The sequence below is a fragment of the Bordetella saccharivorans genome (assembly GCF_045862855.1).
GTDB lineage: Bacteria > Pseudomonadota > Gammaproteobacteria > Burkholderiales > Burkholderiaceae_B > Bordetella_A > Bordetella_A petrii_F.
In genome coordinates this window covers 2,506,276-2,527,013 of the sequence record NZ_BAAFZO010000001.1, presented here as the reverse complement: position 1 = coordinate 2,527,013, position 20,738 = coordinate 2,506,276, and the positions used below count along the sequence as shown (strand labels likewise).

Genomic DNA, 20,738 nt, shown 5'->3' with positions numbered 1-20,738 from the left:
CGGCAAAAGCGGCCCGCCACACGCGTTGTTCGCGGACTTGGTGCGTGCAGAGTCGGGGTTTCGTTGTCCAAGAAGAAGTGCGCCAGAACAATGACGATGAACGATGCACAGCCAGCACACGCTGGTGAAGAAAAGGATCGAGACAATTCAGTTGAGCAGCCACCCCCGATGCCGGGAGTAGCGCCTTTGCCAGACGAGGCCGGCGGCCGGCCGGCAAAGGATCCACCCAACGGCGTCACGCTACAGCTCGTTCAGCCTGTTGGCCACGATCTTCCCATTACCCCCCCACGACCGGGAGGTCCGATCAAATGTGCGCACCTGCACATGGTCCTGGGCCAATCGTGCCTGCAAGAAGACGGCAACGCATTGCTGTACAAGCCTCGCAAGGACGTCGACTTCTACCGGCTCGACCTGCCACTCGACTGGAACATGGACCCATTCTCGGACGAGAACTGGCGAGGACAGCTGCACATGTGGCGAATGCTCGACTTCCTTATGCCGGCGTTCGAGAAGGCCCTGGACCCGGCTCCCATGCGGCATTTCATCGACATTGTCCGGGATTGGCATCGCTATCACATCGCAGAACAGCAAGCCTCCAGGTTCGCCTGGAAGGACATGATGGTCGGGCTGCGCGCGATGAAGCTGGCCTACATCGTCTCGCAATGGCAGCATGGATTGGTGCAGGTCGCACCATCCGACGTGGTATGCCTGGACGAAATGGTCAAGGCGCATTTGGCCTTTATGCTGGATCGCAAGAACGTTCGATTCAACAACCATACCTTGTCGGACCTCGTCGGCGCTCGGGCCTTGGCGGAGGTCGTGGCGCCCGCGACGGCGGACGAAATCGAACGATTCGTCGACGAGGTTTTCGTCGAGCTGCTAAAAAGACAATTCACCGAGGATGGCGTTCATCGGGAGAACTCCACGGGGTACCAGAAATTCGCGCTCGAATACCTTCAAAAGCTGCGTAGAAGCGGCTGGTTCGATAAGTACGGCCTCAACGAGGTGGTGGCCAAGGCAAAACGGGTGCTGCCGTGGTTCGTCATGCCAGATGGCAGAGTTGCCCCCATTGGCGATACAGGAGGCGCGGCGCCGTCCAAGAACGCCGAGAAGCCCTGGTTTTCCGGGCAGAACCAGGTTTTCAACTCATCTGGCTACGTTATCGTCAGAAGCGATGGCCAAGGCGAAATGCGCGATGCTTCTTATTTCTTTTTTGCCGGCGCATCTCACACCATCGCTCACAAGCAGGCCGATGACCTGTCTTTCATCTGGTATCACGGCGAAGACATCCTGTGCGATCCGGGAAAATATGGGTATACCAACGACGATAATCGAAGATACGTAATCTCACGACCGGCGCACAATACTGTGACGATTGATTCCCCGAAAGATGGCCGTGGCGCCGCCGGGCTATATGGTTCCGCAGTGCGCGAATTCAGCAGCCATGACTGGGGGCATTACCTTTCGGCCGCCGTGGATTTCAAAGGCCTGGCCTATCGCCACGAGCGCTATTGTTTTTACTCCGTTGAGGGGTGGCTTCTTGTCATGGACAAGATCTCCTCCCCCGTTCATCGCGACTTCAGCCAGTGGTCGCATTTTGCGCCGCAGATCGTCGATTTCGTGGCGGTCTCGCACGGGTATCAAGCCACCCTGCCGTCCGGACGAAAACTGGGCATACGCATCGCGACAACGCACCCATGCGAAACCAAGCTCATCCGAGGCGCCACGACGCCAAGCCTGCAGGGGTGGACAAGCCAGAGCTACAACCAGGTAGAGCCCAGCACGGCAATGCAGGTCAGGCAACAAGATGGCAGGATTTCGTTCGCCACGCTCTACTCCCTTGACGACGTGGCCTGCCAGATAGGTTTTGTAGGCGACAACGCCCTGGCCTGTTCGATGCAAGGCGGCCAGCGCAAGTTGCAGATCCAGATCACCGAATCTGGCTGCCAGGTAACGACGTCCTGACGTGCGTGCCCCCTGGCCCGGCGCCGAGGTGTCTGACACCCCACCAGACAACCATGGCCGGCCCTGGGTGTGCCAGAGGGTGCAGACACCGGCATCGCAAGGCGGTATCAGGCCAGCATTGATTTGCCCGCGTAACGCCGCATCAGGCAGTCCGGCGCAGCTCCTCAAGGGCGCCGCGCAGCCGCATGAACGCCGTGCGCCCCAGCTCCAGCGGCTGCGCGCCGTTGAGAAAGTCGACCCGCGCCGACAAATTGCCCTGCGCCACCACCTTGCCCACCTGCTCCAGGTTGACCACGATGGACCGCGACACCTGCGCGAAAGGCAAGGTCGCCAGCTGCGGCAGCAGGCCTTTGAGCGTGGCGTGCATCAGCACGGTTTCCCCGCCCTCGGCATGCAGCTGCACATAGTCGCGCTGGGCGACCAGCGCGGCCAGCGACTGGACGCGGATGATCCGGCTTTGCCCCTGGTTGCGGATGGTCAGGAACGGCGTGTCCGTCCAGGGGCGGTTCAGGCGGGCGTACAAGCGCTGGATGGTCGTGCGCAGCCGTTCGACATCGACAGGCTTGAGCAGGTAGTCGACCGCGTCCACCTCGAAGGCGCGCGTGGCGTAGGGGGCATGGGCCGTGACGAACACCACGCACGGCTTGCAGTCCAGGGAATTCAGGACATCGAACGAATTGCCCCGCGTGAGCTCGATATCCAGGAACACCGCATCGGGCTGGTGCAGGTTGATGCATTCGATCGCGCTGGCCACGCCCCCGGCCTCGTCCACCACGCGGGGCCCGTCCAGGGACTCGATGAGCCGGCGCAGGTACCGGCGGGCGGGCGCTTCATCATCGACGATCACGATACGCAGCATGGCCTGGCCCGCGGGCGTTGGTGGGCAAGAGCAGCATTGTCGTCGAAAATGTGGGCAAAAGAGAAGCGCCAGGGCCGCGGCGCAGTAGAATTTTCGCGGAAAAAGGCGCGGGCGGGGCGCAGGTCGCCAAGCCGGCGCGATGGTCAGCAAGGGTTTCGAATCCGCAGGCACCTGTCTTGCACACCACGGGAAGCAGATCCATGACACAGACATCCACCGCATCGCAGCCGGCCCGGCCATTGCAGATCGATGACATCACCGTCATCGACAACACCAAGCTGAAGAAGGCCGTCACGGCGGCCGCCCTGGGCAATGCCATGGAGTGGTTCGACTTCGGCGTCTATGGTTTCGTGGCCTTCGCGCTGGGCAAAGTGTTCTTCCCGGACGCCTCGCCCGCCGTGCAGACCATCGCCGCGCTGGGGACCTTCTCGGTGCCTTTCCTGGTCCGCCCGCTGGGCGGCGTGTTCTTCGGCCTGATGGGCGACCGCTTCGGCCGGCAGAAAGTGCTGTCGCTCACCATCATCATCATGGCGATCAGCACCTTCTGCATCGGCCTGATCCCCTCGTACGCCGCCATCGGCCTGTGGGCGCCGATCCTGCTGCTGCTGTGCAAACTGGCCCAGGGCTTCTCGGTGGGCGGCGAATACACCGGCGCGGCCATCTTCGTGGCCGAGTATGCGCCCGACCGCCGGCGCGGCTTCCTCGGCAGCTGGCTGGACTTCGGCTCCATCGCCGGTTTCGTGCTGGGCGCGGGGCTGGTGGTGCTGCTGCAGTCCACGCTCGGCGAACAGGCCTTCCTCGACTGGGGCTGGCGCGTGCCGTTCTTCGTGGCCGGGCCGCTCGGGCTGCTGGGCCTGTACCTGCGCCACGCCGCCGAAGAAACCCCGGCCTTCACGGAACAGCTGGCGAAGATGGAAAAAGAAGACCGCGACGCGGTGCAAGAACGGCCGTCCGTATCGTTCCGCGAGGTCTTCTCCAAGTACCGCAAGGCCCTGCTGGTCTGCATCGGCATGGTGCTGGTGACCAACATCACCTACTACATGCTGCTGACCTACATGCCCACCTACCTGTCCAGCAGCCTGGGCTATTCCGAAGAACACGGCGTGCTGATCATCGTCGTGGTCATGATCGGCATGCTGTTCGTGCAGCCGGTGGTGGGCTTCTTCAGCGACAAGGTCGGCCGCAAGCCCTTCCTGCTGACCGGCAGCGTCGGCCTGCTGCTGCTGGCGCTGCCCGCCTACCAGTTCATCGGCACCGACAACACCGGCCTGATCTTCCTGGGCCTGCTCATCATCGCGGTGCTGCTGAACTGCCTGACCGGCGTCATGGCCTCCACCCTGCCCGCGCTGTTCCCCACCCGCATCCGCTACAGCGCCCTGGCCAGCTCATTCAATGTGGCGATCATCATCGCCGGCCTGACCCCGACCGTGGCCGCCTGGCTGGTGGAGGGAACCGGCAACCTGATGATGCCCGCCTTCTACCTGATGGCGGCGGCCGCCATCGGCCTGGTCACCTCGTTCTTCCTGCCCGAGACCGCCAACCGCCCGCTGCGCGGCGACACACCCAACGCCTCGAGCCGGCGCGAAGCGAAGATCCTGCTGCAGCAGGCCTACGCGCACATCGAGGAAAACCTGCAGGAAGTCGAGGAAGAGATCGCCGAACTGGAGCAAATGCTGGAAGCCCTGCGGCAGCGGCGCCAGAGGCTGGTGGATCGGCATCCGCATCTGGAGTGAGGCACATGAAGGCCGTAGAGATATCCTTCGGCCATGTCCCCGGCGAATGGGCAGCTGCATTTCAGACCATGAAAATGTACCGATCGAAAATCGACTTGTGGCTTATCGCGCTGCTCGGAGGAGTGACGACCCTACTGGCATGGAGCGTATGGCAATCGGGACACTTGCTAGCGCTAATAGCCATGACTATCTGGTTCGCCATTCTCGCACTGGCGATATTCCCGTGCTCCTACACCCTGACCAACGACCATTTATTGATTCGCACTGGCGTGCGGAAGCGGCGGATCGCGTATGCCGACATCAGATCGGTGCGACGGTCGGGGAGTATTCTGGCTGCCCCCGCGCTATCGCTGAAACGAGTGGAGATTCGATTCGGACGTTCAGACGCAGCCATCCTTTCCCCAGCCGATCGAGAACAATTCATGGAAGACGTGCGGCAACGTGTGCCTGAGCACGCCCGCGCTCATGCGCCTGCCACGGCCGCGGACAAATAGAAGCGCGCGTCAGTCCGAGGCATGCAACCCTGGACCTCGACCCGGACACCAAAAAGGCGCGGTGCGCGTCACGCGCGCATCCGCGCCAGCACATCGGGGCAGCTTTCCCGCAACCTATCGATGCTGGTCAGGTCTGGACCACAGGCATGGTCGTGCGCTGGCGCAAGCTGCTGCGAATTCCCCACACCAGCAAGACAGCCGTCAAGAGCAGCACCCACATGCTGATGGGGCGTTCGATGAAGGTCTGGAAGCTGCCGCGTGAAAGCAGCATGGCGCGCCGGAAGTTTTCCTCCAGCATCGGGCCCAGCACGTAGCCGAGCAGCAACGGAGCAGGCTCGAAACCGAGCACCCGCATTACGTAGCCGGCGATGCCGAACGCCAGAACCAAGTAGACATCGAAGACATTGTTATTGACCGCATAGGTGCCGATGCAGATAAACATCACGATCGCCGGGTAAAGAATGTGATACGGGATCGTCAATACCCGGACCCACAAACCGATCATCGGCACGTTCAGGATCACCAGGACGATGTTGCCAATCCAGAAGCTCATCACCAAACCCCAGAACATATCGGAGTGTTCGGTCAGCATTTGCGGGCCGGGCTGGATGCCGTGGATCATCAACGCGCCAATGATCAGTGCCATCGTCACACTGCCGGGAATGCCGAGTGTCATTGTCGGGATGAAGGAAGCCTGGTCTGATGCGTTGTTGGCTGACTCCGGCGCCATGATGCCCTCGATCGCACCACGACCGAAGCGTTCAGGCGTCTTGGAAGCCCGCTTCTCAAGTGCATAGGCCATGAAGGCGGCCACGGTCGGGCCCACGCCGGGCAACACGCCGAAGAATGATCCCAGGCCCGACCCGCGGGCCATTGGCCCCCACGAACGCTTGACCTCGTCACGGGTGGGCAGCATGGCTTTCATCGATACGTCGATCTTGCGGTCGGCCGCCTTCACATGGTTGATGCTGGCGATAATCTCGGTTACGCCAAACAAACCCATGGCAAGCGCGACAATCTGCACGCCATCCTGGAGTTCGGGAAATCCGAAGTCGAAGCGCGCAACGCCCGAATTGACATCGGTACCGACCATGCCCAGCATCACACCGCCAACGACCATCGTGATGGCCTTGATCGCGGAACCGGACGACACGACAGAGGCCGCCACCAGACCCAGCACCATGATCGCGAAGTACTCGGCGGGGCCGAACTTGAACGCGACCTCCGCAACGAGTGGCGCGAACAGCATCATCATCACGATGCCAACCGTGGCCCCGTAGAACGAGGCCACGGTCGTCATCAACAGCGCAACACCCGCCCTCCCCTGCTTGGCCATGGGAAACCCGTCCAGACACGTCACGGCATTGGCTGGCGTTCCCGGAAGATTCAGCAGGATCGAGGCCGTCGACCCGCCGTACGTGCTGCCGTACCAGATACCGGCCAGCATGATCAGCGCGGCGGTGGGCTCCAGGACGTAGGTGATCGGAAACAGTAGGGACATTGTCGCTAGTGTCCCGACGCCCGGGATCACCCCGATCAGCGTACCCAGCGAAACCCCGATGAAGCACCAGAGAAGATTATTCCAGTCGAGCGCGGTCGTCAGACCCAACACGATGTTGTCAAACAGTTCCATCTTTGGCTTCCCCTACCACGGCCATGCGAAGGCTGGCAGGATTACCCCCAGCCCGATTTTGAAGACCAGAGTTGCGCCGATGGAAAGCGCCCCGGCCAGGATTAACGCCCCCCGCCAAGACAGCTTGCAATCCGCGAGACCGGCGAGGACGCTCTGCGCGATGATCGCGGGCACCAGGCCGAATGGCAGGACCAGCAAGGCGAATGCGAGCACCGAAATACTGACCCAGAACAACGGCCTTGACTCGACCTTGGGCATGGGTCCGGCACGCCACAGCGCGGGGATCCCTATCATGAGCCCGCACAGCATCAAAAGGCCGCCTACGAGGGCGGGGAAGAAGCCTGGACCCATCCGGTCAGCCGTACCGACGGTAAACGCAGTCAATGAGTGGTACATCGCTGCAGCCCCGGCAAGCGTGGTCAATCCGCCACCGATCAAATCCCGGTAGTCGACTCTACGCATGCAGTTATCTCCTTGGAATATTTTCGAACACAGTTCCGGTCGAATGCGCGAAGCTGAGACCGCAGATGTTCCTTGCGCCCGCTCTCCTGCGTCAAGTTACCTTTTCCTGACCATATGGTCAGGTTTCCGCTTTTTGCATGGTTATGGTTGTTTGAGCGTTCACCGGCGACGTGATGCCGGAACGCAGGAAGCCGCCGCAGCCAATGCCGTGTCTGTTAACTGGAAATCGGGGGGGGGCTTGAGGCTCGAGCCTCATGAAGCACTTGGCCGCAAAACGGCGTCGCTAATGCGGCTGCGCTGGAAGAATCGGAAAATACACTGCTACCCTGAGCCCAGGGTTGGCGTCAGAAAATGCCAACTCGCCTCCGTGGAGCTTCACAATGCCGAGAACGCTGGTCAAGCCCAATCCATAACCGTCGGATGCAGGGTCCAATCGGTAGAAGTGCTTTCCCAGATTCTCATATTCGGTCGACGGCAAACCCGGCCCGTCATCTTGCACGATCACGCAACCGCGACCCTCTGACGCTTTCTTGATTTTGACGTTGACTTTTGTCCGCGCGAATTTGACCGCGTTATCAACCAAGTTCGCCAGCGCGCTCCCAAGCAGGTTGGCATCTCCGTGCGTGGCGAACGAGTCATGAATCTCCTGCGTCAGGAGAATACCGTTCTCGTCAGCGACCAGTTCGTAGAAATCGACCACATCGGCAGCGATGGCGTCCACCCTGCATGGCTTGAACGCTTGGCGACGGACCCCGCCTTCAACCTCGGCAATCTGCAATAACTTCCCGAGCAGAGCGCTCAGGCTCTCGATTCCGTCAATACTGTATTGAATCGCATCCCGCAGTTCGCCCGGCGTGCGATCGGGAGACTGCGCTTGGCGCAATCGGCCTGTAATTCTGGTCAAAGGCGTTCGAAGGTTGTGCGCGATGGTATCCGAGATGTGCCTGGCGCTTCTCATCAACTGCTCAATCCTATCCAACATGGAATTTATGTCGTGATCGAGCAGATTGAATTCGTCATCCGTCGACGAAGGGACGACCCGGGTTGAAAGCTGGCCGGCACTGACCTGTTGTGTGGTTCGGCGTATATTGCCTACCCGGTATTCCAACTCTTTTCGAAAAATATAGGTTCCCAACATTACCAGGAGCAACGCCAGAAAAACCGCCGTCATGATGGCGCGCCCGATCAGGAGCGACATGGCGCGCATCTCGCTCAGATCCAGCCCGACGATCAGTGTTTCGCTGCCCGGCAGGGTGAGTATTTTCAGATGCCCCGTAGCAGGAGTCTCTTCGCGCAAAATCTTCGCGTCGAAAAGCTCCCTGCTTGCAGAGGTGATTCCAGACGGCAAATCAAGGTTGCCAGCCAACTTGCGGCCAGCCTCGTCAAGCAATAGATAGACTTCTCTGTCCGCGTCGATCCGGTCGGATAGTGTCAAATCAATAGCCCTGATGAGCGCCCCCTGCCCCCCTTCTTCGTAGGTGATAGCAAGGCGTTGAGCGGTCGCGTTGATCTGGCGGGCATACTCAGTGCGCAATGCGCCAACCACCTGAAGATATATGAACAAAATCAGGATCAGGGTGGTCAGGACCGCCAGCAAGCCATAGTTCAGGGTCAAGCGAAAAGAGATCGAACTCCATAAATTGCCACGGAAGAGCGCCATCTTCTTTTACCGCCTAGCCTTCGGGTGCCGCCCGGTCGGTCAACATGTACCCCTGCCCTCGGACGGTATGAATCAACGGAACCGAGGCATCCGAGTCAACCTTTCGACGGAGCCGGCTGACCAACACATCAATGACGTTTGACTGAGGATCAAAGCTGTATCCCCATACGGCATCCAACAGCATAGTCCGCGTCACTATTCTGTGGGCGTTCATCATTAGATATACCAACAGCCGCAATTCCCGCGGCTGCAATGCAATAGCCGTATCACCACGCGCCACCCTTTGCGTAGCCATGCTGAACGTCAGGTCCGACACGCGCAGCTCTCTCTCGGCGACAGAACTCGTCCGCCTGACGAGCGCCTCCAAACGGGCAACCAGCTCCAGGAATGAAAAGGGCTTGACCAAGTAATCGTCTCCTCCTGCTCTTAATCCCGCGATTCGATCATCGACCTGAGACAGCGCGCTGAGCACCAAGACCGGAGTTTTTTTTCCCAATGAGCGCAAGGTCGACAATATCGAAAGGCCATCGACGTTGTTCGGGAGAATTCGGTCCAGGATGATCACATCCCACAACTCTTTCATCGCATTCGCGAGGCCGCCGACACCATCATGGCTGACGACAACGGCATGGCCCAACTCGGACAGACCTTTTGCAAGATAGCGGGCGTTCTCCCGATCATCTTCTATGATCAGACACTGCAACATGTTTGTCTCCCCCAGGACCCGACAAGCCAAAGCTGTTCAATATATCAACACTGGCCACAGCGTCGATCCCGTTTCGTTGGCGGCGGAAGAACCAGAGCATAGGGTCTTCCGTGCCTGTGGAAAATCCGCCCGTAATCTTGCCCACATTTCCTCGTCGTTTCAATGGCGGAGAAAGCCGTCGGAGGCCGTCGGCGCCGTATGCATGCGTTGAGCAGTCGCGGCGCAGTGACCATAAAGTTGCCAGATCGTAAGGCGAGCGTAATACCCAGACTTCGGGCTTTCGCTAAGATGGGCCTGCGCTGATTGGTTCGCTTCTTGCACGGAGAACAATGGACAATGAGGGAAATCATCGTCAGCCCTTGCCTCGACCAAAACCAGCTCATATGCAGATCCATGGATTTTTACGACTTAATGGATCTCATCACCTTCGGTCAATTAACGTTTGACCGCGTGGTCCCGCTACGCCGCAGGCAAAGGCGAGGTTCGTCCGGTGTCCGGTATCAGCACTGGACGATGTTTGACGACGAACTTTCGATTGAATGGAGCCCGCTGTTCGAACCGTCGGTGCATATCGTGTCCAGCATCCGAGCGCTGGCCGACTCTCTGCTGACCAGAGACGAAATGCGAATCTTCATCGACCGAGCTCCCGGCGTCATCTGCTCTACCCGTCTTTCGTCGGCACGACCGAAATCAGCTGCGACCACACTTCAAGACCGGAGCCTGGCCGTCATTGCCGGACCTGCAAAGTGCAGCGAAGCGCCAGACCGCGAACGCGGCAGCTTGCGTATACCTGTCGATTTGGAAACCTTGCTTGCTGGCGTCATCGTTTCGCCTCTGGCTTCCCCCCGGTATCTCGAAATGGTCACGGCACTTGTACAGCGCACGGCCCGGGCATCGGTATCCAGGGAGAAATGGTGCGCGCGACGGGCAGACACCTTCCAGTCAACAATGTGTGAGTTCGATCGAGTCTGATTCGATGCTATCCAGCATTGCACGAACCGTGCCCTGGACGCATGGCCTGGGCCTGCAGCGCCTGGATCGACAATCTTCCACCCGGCTTGCCGGCTTTGCATGAACATGCGTCGCGAGTGCGCATCGCATTGCGCGAGATGAGTCACGCGGCGGACGCTTTCGTGCGGGCTTGCGAGGCGCCCTCATTCCCTAAGGAACGCTCAAAAAAAGCCCTTGATTATCAAGGGCTTTTTGATTTCTTGGCGGACAGAGGGGGATTCGAACCCCCGATACGCTTATCACGTATACACGCTTTCCAGGCGTGCGCCTTCAACCACTCGGCCACCTGTCCTGATCGGGATGCGTTCGCGGCGGGAACCGGGCGAGCCGGATGCGCACGAACGCGAATCCGCGATTCTAGCAGAATGGCGGGACAGTGGCAGCCGGGCGTCCTTGGATGAATAAGGGGACGCATGATGGCACGGCAGGCGGAACGCGAAGCAGGGCCTGTCGCATCTTGCTGATATAGGTGTCAGACACCCCATGAGATACGGCTGGCAAGCAACGAACTTCTCAAGGGGTGTCTGACACCTGCCCCCTGACCTGCCCCTGCGCCCAGCCTGTGTTCGCGCCGCGCTTCAATTCCCCTCGCGATACGTATTCGTCGGGTTCACTTCCCGGTAGGCGCTGACGGTGCCGTCGGCTTCGGTTTCTTCCAGGCGCACCTTGAAGCCCCACAGCCGGCCCAGGTGCTTCATGACCTGGTCGGCGTCCTCGCCGGCCAGCGGGCGGCCGCGGGTCTGCAGGTGGCGCAGCACCAGGGAGCGGTCGGACTCGCGGCGATAGCGCACGATCTGGATGTCGGGCACCTGGTTGTCGCGGTTGTGCTGCTCCGCCAGCAGTTTGCGGATCTGCCGGTAGCCCTCGTCGTCGTGGATGGCGGCCACTTCCAGCACGGGGCTGGCCTGGTGGTCGGCGATGGCGAAGAAGCGGAATTCGCGGATCAGGCGCGGCGACAGGTACTGGGAAATGAAGGACTCGTCCTTGAAGTTCCGCATGGCGAAGTCCAGGGTCTTCAGCCAGTCGCTGCCGGCGATGTCCGGGAACCACTGCCGGTCCTCCGGGGTGGGCGATTCGCAGATGCGGCGGATGTCCGACATCATGGCGAAGCCCAGCGCATAGGGGTTGATGCCGCCGTAGCCGCGCTCGTCGAAGCCGCGCTGGCTGACGACGTTGGTGTGGCTCTGCAAGAACTCCATCATGAAGCCGTCGGTGACCAGGCCTTTCTGGTGCAGGCGGTTCAGGATGGTGTAGTGCCAGAAGGTGGCCCAGCCTTCGTTCATGACCTTGGTCTGGCCCTGCGGGTAGAAGTACTGGGCGATCTTGCGCACGATGCGCACCAGTTCCTTTTGCCACGGCTCGAGCTTGGGCGAGTGCTTCTCGATGAAGTACAGCAGGTTTTCTTCGGGCTCGGGCGGGAAGACGGTGCGGCGCCGCTCCTCGGCGGAGTCGGACTCGACCTGCGGCAAGGTGCGCCACAGGTCGTTGTACTGCAGGCGGGCGTGTTCCTCGCGTTGGGCCTGGCGCTGCGCCTCTTCCTTGTAGGAAACCGGCGCGGGCCGCTTGTAGCGGTCCACCCCGTGCGGCGTGAGCGCATGGCAGGAATCCAGGACGGCCTCCACGGCGTCGATGCCGTAGCGGCTTTCGCAGTCCATGACGTACTTGCGGGCGAATACCAGGTAGTCGAGGATGCTGTCCGCGTCGGTCCATTGGCGGAACAGGTAATTGCCCTTGAAGAAGGAATTGTGGCCGTAGCAGGCGTGCGCGATCACCAGCGCCTGCATCGCCATGGAATTCTCTTCCATCAGGTACGAGATGCAGGGGTTGGAGTTGATCACGATCTCGTAGGCCAGGCCCTGCATGCCGCGCCGGTAGAACTGCTCGTTGCGGATGAATTCCTTGCCGTACGACCAGTGCGGGTAGCCGATGGGCAGCCCCGCCGACGCATAAGCGTCGAGCATCTGCTCGGACGTGATCACCTCGATCTGGTTCGGGTAGGTATCCAGGCCGAATTCCTCGGCCACTTCGGCGATGGCTTCGTCATAGCGCTGGATGAGTTCGAACGTCCACTCGGAACCTTCGGAAAGGGGCCGGGCCTTCCCAAGGGCCTCCAGCTCGGCACGAGAGCCCACGATGGCATTCATGCTGTTTCCTTTTTGAACAGATCATGGAACACGGGATAGATCTCGCCGCGTTCGCAGATCCGGCGCATGGCGAAATGCGGCGCCGTTTCCTGCTCGTATTCGGCCCACAGGCTGCTCTTGCGGGCTTCCTGCGAGTCGGGGATTTCGATGTACGCGAAATAGCGCGTGGCCGGCAGCAGGTTCTCGGCCAGGAAGCGCGCGCTCTTGCCCGCGTCGGCGCCAAAGGAATCGCCGTCGCTGGCCTGGGCCGCGTATACGTTCCAGGCGCTGGGCGGGTAGCGTTCCTGCACGATCTCGTGCATCAGTTCCAGGGCCGACAGCACGATGGTGCCGCCGCTCTTGGGGTCGTAGAAGAAGGTCTGCTCGTCGACTTCCTCGGCGTTGTCGGTGTGGCGGATGAACACCACGTCGACGTGCTCGTACTTGCGCGACAGGAACAGGTACAGCAGCGTGAAGAAACGCTTGGCCAGGTCCTTCTTGCCTTCGTCCATGGAACCGGACACGTCCATCAGGCAGAACATCACCGCGCGCGCCATCGGCATGGCCACGGAAATGCGGTTGCGGTAGCGCAGGTCCAGGTCGTCCAGGAACGGCAGGCGTTCCAGGCGGTTGGCGCAGTCCTCCACTTCCTGGCGCAGCGCGTCGATCTCGGCTTGCGGCGCGCCGGCGGCAATGGCGGCGTCCAGCTTGGCCTGGGCCGCCTCCAGCTCGGCGCGCGCCGCCACGCTGAGCGCCACCCGGCGCGACAGCGACGCCTTGAGCGTGCGGCTGACGCTCAACAGGCTGGGCGAGCCGGTGGTGGTGTAGCCGGCGCGCTGCCATTTCTTCTGGGTGACGTCGCCCAGCTGCGTGCGTATCAGGTGCGGCAGCTCCAGGTCTTCGAAGAACAGGTTGAGGAATTCGGCGCGCGACAGGCTGAAGGTGAACTGGTCCACCGATTCGCCCTCGCCCGGCTCGGAGCCGCCCCCGCCTTCCGAACCGTTGGGCCGCGGGAAGGTATCGCCCTTGGCGAACTCGCGGTTGCCAGGGTGCACCAGTTCGCGGTCGCCCCCCGGGCCATGCCGGAAGTGCGGCTCGGAGATGTCGCGCGCGGGCAGGTTGATTTCCCCGCCCTGGTCCATGTCTTCGATGGACCTTTCGCGGACCAGGTCCTGTACGGCCTTGCGGATCTGGTCCTTGTATCGCCTGAGAAAGCGCTCGCGGTTGACCGCGCTTTTATTGCGGCCGTTCAGACGCCGATCGATGAGTGAATTCATGATTCACCTCGCTCAGGATGACTTCCTCACTCTCAAGTACCACTCGCACAGCAGGCGCACCTGCTTCTCCGTGTAGCCCTTGTCGACCATGCGGTCGACGAAGCTCTGGTGCTTGCTCTTGTCCTCGGCCGAGGCCTTGGCGTTGAACGAGATGACAGGCAGCAGGTCCTCGGTGTTCGAGAACATCTTCTTCTCGATCACTTCGCGCAGCTTCTCGTAGCTGGTCCAGGTCGGGTTGCGGCCGGCGTTGTTGGCGCGGGCGCGCAGCACGAAGTTGACGATCTCGTTGCGGAAGTCCTTCGGGTTGGCGATGCCGGCCGGCTTCTCGATTTTCTCCAGTTCGTCGTTCAGCGCGGCGCGGTCGAAGCTTTCACCGGTTTCCGGGTCGCGGAACTCCTCGTCCTGGATCCAGCAGTCGGCAAACGTGACGTAGCGGTCGAAGATGTTCTGGCCGTACTCGGAATACGATTCCAGGTAGGCGGTCTGGATCTCCTTGCCGATGAATTCGGCATAGCGCGGCGCCAGGTAGCCCTTGATGAAATCCAGGTAGCGCCGGCGGATTTCCTCGGGGTAGTCCTCCCGCCCGATGCGCTGCTCCAGCACGTACATCAGGTGCACCGGGTTGGCGGCCACTTCGGTCTGGTCGTGGTTGAACACGCTGGACAGTATCTTGTACGCGAAGCGCGTCGATACCCCGGTCATGCCCTCGTCGGTGCCGGCGTAGTCCTTGTATTCCTGCAGCGCCTTGGCCTTGGGGTCGACGTCTTTCAGCGATTCGCCGTCGTAGACCCGCAGCTTGGAATAGATGCTGGAATTCTCGGGTTCTTTCAGGCGCGTCAGCACCGAGAACTGGGCCATCATGTCGAGCGTGCCCGGGGCGCACGGCGCCGTGGCCAGCGAACTGTTGCGCAGCAGTTTCTTGTAGATCTCGACCTCTTCGGTCACCTGCAGGCAGTACGGCACCTTGACGATATAGATACGGTCGAGGAACGCCTCGTTGTGCTTGTTGTTGCGGAAGGTCTGCCATTCCGATTCGTTCGAGTGCGCCAGGATCAGGCCATTGAACGGAATGGCCGAGAAGCCCTCGGTGCCCTTGAAGTTGCCTTCCTGCGTGGCGGTCAGCAGGGGGTGCAGCATCTTGATGGGCGCCTTGAACATCTCGACGAATTCCAGCAGGCCCTGGTTGGCCAGGCACAGCCCGCCCGAGTAGCTATAGGCGTCCGGATCGTCCTGCGAGTGGCGGTCGAGCTTGCGGATATCGACCTTGCCGACCAGGGACGAAATATCCTGGTTGTTCTCGTCGCCGGGCTCGGTCTTGGCGATGGCGACCTGGCGCAGCACCGAGGGGTTGAGCCGTACCACGCGGAATTGTGAAATATCTCCGTCGAATTCTTTCAGGCGCTTGACCGCCCACGGCGACATGATGCCGGTCAGGTAGCGCCGCGGGATGCCGTACTCTTTCTCGAGCGTGTCGCCGAAGCGATCGGGATGGAACAGCCCCAGCGGCGACTCGTTCACGGGCGAGCCCTTGAGCGCGTAGATGGGGTAGGTTTCCATCAGCGCTTTGAGGCGCTCGGCGATCGACGATTTGCCACCGCCCACCGGCCCCAGCAGGTACAGGATCTGCTTGCGCTCTTCCAGCCCCTGCGCGGCGTGCTTGAAGAATGCCACGATCTGGTCGATGACTTCTTCCAGCCCGAAGAATTCCTTGAAGGCAGGGTACCGCCGCACGATCCGGTTGGAAAACAGCCGGGACAGCCGTGGATCGTTGCGGGAATCGATGAGTTCCGGCTCGCCGATCGCCGCCAGCATGCGTTCGGCGGGGCTGGCATAAGCCATGGGGTCTTTCTTGGCCAGTGCCAGGTAGTCCTCGAGGGAGAGCTCGGTTTCCTGGTCTTTCGCGTACAGCGACTTGAAACCTTCGACGATGTTTTGCACGGATAACCTCCTACAGCGCATGGTCGGTTAATAGGTCCGTCATCCCATTGTGTTCCTCATTGACCATTGCCGCTAGACTTTATGGTAATGGGATCATGCACATCATCTTGATATGTTGCTTTCGCCACACACCATAGATTGGGTTGGTGGGCCTATTTACGATTAGGCCGCCATGCCGTGAAACAAGTTCCATGACGCGCGAAAAGATTCATGCGCGGACGTTTCAAGGCGTAGCGTGCCGCCATGCCTGCCCATGAGGTAGCAAGCCGCGGACCCGCAGCAGAAATTGGCAGCCGTGCCTGCCGAGCGCTAGCAGCCAGCGGCGCGCATGCGCCGCCGCCGGCTATTTCATGTCATCGAGGCGCGCAGCGGCCAGCATGCGCTCGACATAGCGCGCAATGGTGTCCACTTCCAGGTTGACGCGGTCGCCCGGCTTCACGTTGCGCAGCGTGGTCACCGCCTGGGTGTGCGGAATGATGTTGATACTGATGTCGCAGCCGTCAGCGACATCGGTAACGCGATTGACGGTCAGGCTGATGCCGTTGACCGTGATCGAGCCCTTGTACGCCAGGAAGCGCGCCAGGTGCTGGGGCACGCGGATGACGAGCTCGCGCGACTCGCCGGCTTCGGCAAAGCGCAGCACCTCGCCCATGCCGTCGACGTGGCCGGACACCAGGTGGCCGCCGATCTGGTCGCCCACGCGCAGGGACTTCTCCAGGTTGACTTCGCCGGGGCGATCCAGGCCGGTGGTCAGGTTGAGGCTCTCGCGCGAGACATCGACCTGGAACCGCGGGGCGTCGAGCGCCACGACGGTCATGCAGGCGCCCTGCACGGCAATCGAATCGCCGATGCCGACGTCGCCGAGGTCCAGGTCGCCGGCGTCGATATCCAGGCGCACGCCGTCCTGCTCGGCGCCGCCGAGCGGTTCGAGGCGCACGATGCGGCCCACTGCAGCAACCAGACCGGTGAACATGGAAAACCTCCTGAAAACGATGCGATAAACAGCCAGTAGACAATACCCTAGCGGCAGGCGACCGGCTCGCGCAGCGCCTGCCAGCGGGCCGGGTCGCGCGCACGCAGGCGCAGGTCGGCGCCGATGCGCTGGGTATCGGTGAATTCGAAACGCCGGGCGCCTTCCAGGTGCTCGAGCAGCGGCAGGCGCAGCATCGCCGCGGCGTCGCCCAGCAGCACCGGCGCCAGGTACAGCAGCAATTCGTCCACGCAGCCGGCCGACACCAGCGCGCCGGCCAGCCCCGCGCCGGCCTCGACATGGACTTCATTGAATTCGTGCTCGCCCAGCCAGCGCATCATGGCGGGCAGGTCGACCCGGTCGGAATCGCCGTCCGGCAGGGCCACCACGCGCGCATTGCGGCCGGCCAGGCGGTCGGCCTTGGCGGCGTCGGACCGGGCCGTGAAGACCAGCACTTCGGTGCCGTCGAACAGGCGCGCGTCCTCGGGGATCTCGAAGCGGCCGTCCACCACCGCCTTGCGCGGCGGCCGGGTGGTCAGCACGCCGCGTACATTGAGGCGCGGGTCGTCCTTCAACACGGTGCCCATGCCGGTCAGCACGATGCAACTGCGCGCGCGCCAGGCATGGCCGTCGGCGCGCGCGGCTTCGCCGGTGATCCATTGCGACACGCCGTTATGCAAGGCGCTGCGGCCATCCAGCGAGGCAGCCATCTTCACCCACGCCCAGGGGGTGCCACGGCTCATGCGCGCCACAAAACCGGCGTTGACCTCGAGCGCTTCTTCCAGGCAGACACCGGTGGTGACGGCAATGCCGGCCTCGCGCAGGCGCGCCAGGCCGCGGCCGCCGACCTGCGGGTTGGGGTCGCCCATGGCGACCACTACGCGGGCCGGGCCGGCCTCGACCACCGCGTCGGCGCAGGGCGGCGTGCGGCCGAAATGGCTGCAGGGCTCCAGGGTGACGTACAAGGTGGCGCCGCGCACCGATTCGCCGCGCGCCGAGGCGTCGCGCAAGGCGCGCACCTCGGCGTGCGGGCCGCCGGGCGGCTGGGTGGCGCCCTCGCCCACTACCCGGCCATCGCGCACGATGACGCAGCCGACGCGCGGGTTGGGCGTGGTGGTGTACATGACGGAGCGCGCCAGGGCCAGGGCGCGCCGCATCCAGTAGATATCGTCGGCGTCGGACATGGTGGTCACCGCGATTGTACGCGCGGCGGCCGATTGCGCGGCCGCCGCGGCTGTTTCATTCCTTGCGCAGCTTGCCCGGCAGCTTGGGGCCCTGCATTTCGCGGATGGCATCGACGAATTCGCCGATATCCTCGAAATTCTTGTAAACCGACGCGAAGCGCACGTAGGCGACCTTGTCGAGCTTCTTGAGTTCCGCCATGACCAGCTCGCCGATGCGCTCGGTGGAGACCTCGCGCTGGCCGCTGGCCAGCAGGGTTTCCTCGATGCGCGCCACCACGCTGTCGACCTCGTCGGTGCTGACGGGGCGCTTGCGCAGCGCCAGCGCCAGGCTGGCGCGCAGCTTGGCGGTATCGTAGTCGCTGCGGCTGCCGTTGCGCTTGACTACCGAGGGCATCGCCAGTTCGATGCGCTCGTAGGTGGTGAAGCGCTTGTCACAGGACAGGCAGCGGCGGCGCCGGCGGATGGTGTCGCCTTCTTCGGACACCCGGCTGTCTACCACTTGCGTGTCGGCGTTGCCGCAGAATGGGCATCTCATGTGCGCCCCCCATTAGTTTGGCGTATTGTAATGACGCCGGCGCCGCATGGCGGCGCCGGCGCGAAAAATACGCCGAAACGGCGGCCCTGGCCGCCGGGGCCGGGCCGGATCAGCCGCCGTAAACGGGCAGGCGGGCCGTCAGTTCGTTGACGCGGGCGCGCACCGCGGCGATGTTGGCCTCGTCGCGGGGGTTGTCGAGCACGTCGGCGATCAGGTTGGCGGTCAGTTCGGCCTCGGCTTCCTTGAAGCCGCGGGTGGTCATGGCCGGCGTGCCCAGGCGGATGCCGCTGGTCACGAAGGGCTTTTCCGGGTCGTTGGGGATGGCGTTCTTGTTGACCGTGATGTGGGCCTGGCCCAGCACGGCCTCGGCTTCCTTGCCGGTGATGCCCTTGGGACGCAGGTCCACCAGCATCACATGGCTTTCGGTGCGGCCGGACACGATGCGCAGGCCGCGCTTGACCAGGGTCTCGGCCAGCACCTTGGCGTTCTTGGCCACCTGCTGGGCGTACAGCTTGAACTCGGGCGACAGGGCTTCCTGGAAGGCCACTGCCTTGGCGGCGATGACGTGCATCAGCGGGCCACCCTGGATGCCCGGGAAGATGGCCGAATTGATGATCTTCTCGTATTCGGCCTTCATCATGATCACCCCGCCGCGCGGCCCGCGCAGCGACTTGTGGGTGGTCGAGGTGACGAAATCGGCGTGCGGCACCGGGTTGGGGTACGCGCCGCCGGCCACCAGGCCGGCATAGTGGGCGATGTCGACCATCAGCAGCGCGCCGTTGTCGTGGGCGATGCGGGCCAGCCGCTCGAAATCGATATGTAGGGAATAGGCGGAGGCACCGGCCACGATCAGCTTGGGCTTGTGCTCCTTGGCCAGCTTCTCGACCTGGGCGTAGTCGAGCACTTCGTTGGCGTCCAGGCCGTACGAAATGAAGTTGTACAGCTTGCCCGAGGCGTTGACCGAGGCGCCGTGCGTCAGGTGGCCGCCTTCGGCCAGGCTCATGCCCAGCACGGTGTCGCCCGGCTTGAGCACCGCCATGTACACGCCCTGGTTGGCCTGCGAGCCGGAGTTGGGCTGCACGTTGGCGGCTTCGGCGCCGAACAGCTGCTTGAGGCGGTCGATGGCGAGCTGCTCGACCACGTCGACGTACTCGCAGCCGCCGTAGTAGCGCTTGCCCGGATAGCCTTCGGCGTACTTGTTGGTGAGCTGGGTGCCCTGCGCCTGCATGACGGCGGGGCTGGCGTAGTTTTCCGACGCGATCAGCTCGATGTGCTGTTCCTGGCGGACTTCTTCTTTCTGGATGGCGGCCCAGACGTCGGGGTCTACCTGGGACAGGGTCAGTTTGCGGTCGAACATGGCGGGGGGTTCCTGGAGCGGTAAAAAGGGGAAAGCCGAAATGCGGGAATGGCCGCTAGTTTACCGCGCCGGCCGGCCCCGCCCATGCGCCGCCGGGGCCGAAAACGCGCAAAATGCCGCTTGCGGGCCGCCGAAAAACACGCAACGCCGCGCAACCCGCAAATCCGCTCAACCCAGCTTGAGGAACTTTCATGGACCCCCAGACCCTGCTCGCTTTCGTCCTGGTCGCCGCGCTCAACATCATGAGCCCCGGCCCCGCGGTCCTGCTGGCCATGCGCAACGGCGCGAACGGCGGCTGGCGGGCCGTGCTGCCGTCCACCCTGGGCAATATCACCGGGCTGTTCCTGCTGTCGGCGGCCGCCATGCTGGGGCTGGGCGTGCTGCTGCAGGCCTCCGCCCTGGCGTTCGCCATCGTGAAGGTCGCCGGCGCCTGCTACCTGATCTACCTGGGCCTGCGCCACCTGGCCGGCCGCGTGCAGCTGGCGCCGCCGGAGCCGGACGCCGCGGCGCCGCGCAGCACGGCGCGGCTATATGGCGAGGCGCTGCTGGTGGCCGGGCTGAACCCCAAGCCGATTCTGTTCTTCAGCGCCTTTTTCCCGCAGTTCCTGGATACCGCCCGCCCGCTGCTGCCGCAGTTCTTCGTCCTGACCGGGCTATTCATGGCGATTTCGTGCGCCAGCCTGCTGCTATACGGCGGCCTGGCGCAGCAGGCGCGCGGGCTGCTGCGCCGCCCGTCGGTCGTGCTGTGGCTGAACCGCGCCATCGGGGCGGCGTTCGTGTCGTTCGGCGTCGCCCTGCTGCGATTGCGGCGGGCCGCCGGCTGATCCCGGC

General features: G+C 62.6%; 17 protein-coding genes and 1 tRNA gene. 5 read left to right on the top strand and 13 right to left on the bottom strand.

Features of this window, described 5'->3' with window-relative positions:
- Positions 1-96: 96 nt before the first annotated feature.
- The gene (locus tag ACKTT0_RS12055; protein ID WP_407850131.1) at positions 97-1,965 is read left to right on the top strand and encodes a heparinase II/III domain-containing protein; all 1,869 of its coding nucleotides are present in this window, start codon (positions 97-99) and stop codon (positions 1,963-1,965) included.
- A gap of 142 nt (positions 1,966-2,107) precedes the next feature.
- On the opposite strand, the gene ACKTT0_RS12050 is transcribed toward ACKTT0_RS12055, so the two are convergent.
- Positions 2,108-2,824 carry a LytR/AlgR family response regulator transcription factor gene (locus tag ACKTT0_RS12050; protein ID WP_407850130.1) on the bottom strand — a complete coding sequence of 239 codons (717 nt, stop codon included), beginning with the start codon at positions 2,822-2,824 and terminating at the stop codon, positions 2,108-2,110.
- Between the two features lie 200 nt (positions 2,825-3,024).
- On the opposite strand from ACKTT0_RS12050, the gene proP reads away from it, so the two are divergent.
- Both proP and ACKTT0_RS12040 read left to right on the top strand, forming a co-directional pair.
- A complete protein-coding gene (gene proP / locus ACKTT0_RS12045; RefSeq protein ID WP_407850129.1) occupies positions 3,025-4,557 on the top strand; it encodes a glycine betaine/L-proline transporter ProP in 1,533 nt (510 codons plus the stop codon).
- Between the two features lie 5 nt (positions 4,558-4,562).
- Positions 4,563-5,051 (top strand): PH domain-containing protein, encoded by a 489-nt coding sequence (locus tag ACKTT0_RS12040; RefSeq protein WP_407850128.1) that lies wholly within the window; start codon positions 4,563-4,565, stop codon positions 5,049-5,051.
- Positions 5,052-5,178: 127 nt separating this feature from the next.
- Here the strand turns inward: ACKTT0_RS12040 and ACKTT0_RS12035 are convergent, their stop codons facing one another.
- The 4 genes from ACKTT0_RS12035 to ACKTT0_RS12020 all read right to left on the bottom strand — a co-directional run bounded on the left by ACKTT0_RS12035 (position 5,179) and on the right by ACKTT0_RS12020 (position 9,512).
- A complete protein-coding gene (locus tag ACKTT0_RS12035) occupies positions 5,179-6,684 on the bottom strand; it encodes a tripartite tricarboxylate transporter permease (RefSeq protein ID WP_407850127.1) in 1,506 nt (501 codons plus the stop codon).
- A 12-nt stretch (positions 6,685-6,696) separates the two neighbouring features.
- The gene (locus ACKTT0_RS12030; protein ID WP_407850126.1) at positions 6,697-7,146 is read right to left on the bottom strand and encodes a tripartite tricarboxylate transporter TctB family protein; all 450 of its coding nucleotides are present in this window, start codon (positions 7,144-7,146) and stop codon (positions 6,697-6,699) included.
- A 283-nt stretch (positions 7,147-7,429) separates the two neighbouring features.
- Complete coding sequence (locus ACKTT0_RS12025; RefSeq protein WP_407850125.1) at positions 7,430-8,806, bottom strand: sensor histidine kinase; 1,377 nt, start codon at positions 8,804-8,806, stop codon at positions 7,430-7,432.
- 13 nt (positions 8,807-8,819) lie between these two features.
- A complete protein-coding gene (locus ACKTT0_RS12020) occupies positions 8,820-9,512 on the bottom strand; it encodes a winged helix-turn-helix domain-containing protein (RefSeq protein ID WP_407850124.1) in 693 nt (230 codons plus the stop codon).
- Positions 9,513-9,848: 336 nt separating this feature from the next.
- Between ACKTT0_RS12020 and ACKTT0_RS12015 the strand changes: the two genes are divergently transcribed.
- Positions 9,849-10,484, top strand: coding sequence for a hypothetical protein (locus tag ACKTT0_RS12015; RefSeq protein ID WP_407850123.1), 636 nt, complete (start codon positions 9,849-9,851; stop codon positions 10,482-10,484).
- Positions 10,485-10,724: 240 nt separating this feature from the next.
- On the opposite strand, the gene ACKTT0_RS12010 is transcribed toward ACKTT0_RS12015, so the two are convergent.
- From ACKTT0_RS12010 to glyA, 8 genes are all read right to left on the bottom strand, one after another.
- A tRNA-Ser gene (locus ACKTT0_RS12010) sits at positions 10,725-10,815 on the bottom strand.
- A gap of 286 nt (positions 10,816-11,101) precedes the next feature.
- A complete protein-coding gene (locus ACKTT0_RS12005; protein ID WP_407850122.1) occupies positions 11,102-12,667 on the bottom strand; it encodes a SpoVR family protein in 1,566 nt (521 codons plus the stop codon).
- Positions 12,664-13,923 carry a YeaH/YhbH family protein gene (locus ACKTT0_RS12000; protein WP_028354886.1) on the bottom strand — a complete coding sequence of 420 codons (1,260 nt, stop codon included), beginning with the start codon at positions 13,921-13,923 and terminating at the stop codon, positions 12,664-12,666. The genes ACKTT0_RS12005 and ACKTT0_RS12000 overlap by 4 nt, the downstream gene beginning before the upstream one ends.
- A 12-nt stretch (positions 13,924-13,935) precedes the next feature.
- Positions 13,936-15,882 (bottom strand): PrkA family serine protein kinase, encoded by a 1,947-nt coding sequence (locus ACKTT0_RS11995; protein ID WP_472977667.1) that lies wholly within the window; start codon positions 15,880-15,882, stop codon positions 13,936-13,938.
- A gap of 322 nt (positions 15,883-16,204) precedes the next feature.
- Positions 16,205-16,834, bottom strand: coding sequence for a riboflavin synthase (locus ACKTT0_RS11990; RefSeq protein WP_407850120.1), 630 nt, complete (start codon positions 16,832-16,834; stop codon positions 16,205-16,207).
- Between the two features lie 47 nt (positions 16,835-16,881).
- Positions 16,882-18,015 carry a bifunctional diaminohydroxyphosphoribosylaminopyrimidine deaminase/5-amino-6-(5-phosphoribosylamino)uracil reductase RibD gene (ribD, locus tag ACKTT0_RS11985; protein WP_407850119.1) on the bottom strand — a complete coding sequence of 378 codons (1,134 nt, stop codon included), beginning with the start codon at positions 18,013-18,015 and terminating at the stop codon, positions 16,882-16,884.
- 55 nt (positions 18,016-18,070) lie between these two features.
- Complete coding sequence (gene nrdR, locus ACKTT0_RS11980; protein WP_028354890.1) at positions 18,071-18,550, bottom strand: transcriptional regulator NrdR; 480 nt, start codon at positions 18,548-18,550, stop codon at positions 18,071-18,073.
- A gap of 109 nt (positions 18,551-18,659) precedes the next feature.
- On the bottom strand, positions 18,660-19,907 hold the full coding sequence (gene glyA / locus ACKTT0_RS11975; protein WP_407850118.1) for a serine hydroxymethyltransferase: 1,248 nt from the start codon (positions 19,905-19,907) through the stop codon (positions 18,660-18,662).
- Between the two features lie 191 nt (positions 19,908-20,098).
- On the opposite strand from glyA, the gene ACKTT0_RS11970 reads away from it, so the two are divergent.
- Positions 20,099-20,731, top strand: a complete 633-nt coding sequence (locus tag ACKTT0_RS11970) for a LysE family translocator (protein WP_407850117.1) — start codon at positions 20,099-20,101, stop codon at positions 20,729-20,731.
- Positions 20,732-20,738 lie beyond the last annotated feature (7 nt).